Consider the following 782-nt stretch of genomic DNA (forward strand, 5'->3'; position numbering starts at 1 on the left):
CGCTTGACGGCGTCGGTCTTGAAGGTCTGGTTCAGCAGGTCCGCGGCGTCCTGGGAGATGTGGACGGTGGTGCCGGTCAGGATCGCGTTGTCGCCCTCGAGCTGGAGGGGCTTGAGGGAGCCGCCGTGCAGCTCGAACAGGAACGCGTTCGGGGCGGCGACCTCCCCGTTGACGAGGACGTCACCGTAGAGCTTCGAGGAGCCCGGGTTCACGACGAAGTTCTCGAGCGTGACGGTGGTGTCGCCGGCCTTGAGGGTCAGGCCGGAGTCGTCGTGGTTCAGCAGACCCTGGACGTAGGGGCGGTAGTTGCCGTCCGGGCTCCAGTAGGTGACCGAGCCGGAGGTGATCGGGAACGACACGGCGCCGTCCTCCAGGGTCGCATCCCCCGAGACACCCGGGGTGAGCTTCAGCGAGGTCAGGGCGTCGGTGAAGCCCTTGTCGAGGGCGACGGAGGTGTCGCCGCCGAGGACCTCGGGGACCGACGCGACCGGGGCGGGGATCTTCGACGCGGAGCTGGAGACGGTGTGCACGGCCGGGGTGGAGGCGTTCGCGGCACTGACGCCGAACGCTGCACCGCCGAGCACGAGGGCACCGGTCGTGGCGAGGGTGATCGAGGTCTTCAGGGACTTGCGCATGTCTTCGTTCCTTTGCTTGTCGCGCTCGGCGCGGATCTGGAATGGGATGCACACCGAACACACCCCGCGAAAGGGGTGGAGAACCAGCGATGTGCGGCTGGTGAGCGCTTGCGGGCCGTTCCCGGCTTGTGACAGTGATTCGGCACC

1 protein-coding gene is annotated in these 782 nt (G+C 67.9%); it reads right to left on the bottom strand.

The annotated features are described in order from the left end of the window. Nucleotides 1–635, bottom strand: a 635-nt coding sequence (locus DEJ32_RS15935) for a hypothetical protein (protein ID WP_110901994.1), incomplete at its 3' end; no start/stop codon positions are given. Between the last annotated feature and the right edge of the window lie 147 nt (nt 636–782).

It is taken from the genome of Curtobacterium sp. MCPF17_046, assembly GCF_003224295.1.
Classification (GTDB): domain Bacteria; phylum Actinomycetota; class Actinomycetes; order Actinomycetales; family Microbacteriaceae; genus Curtobacterium.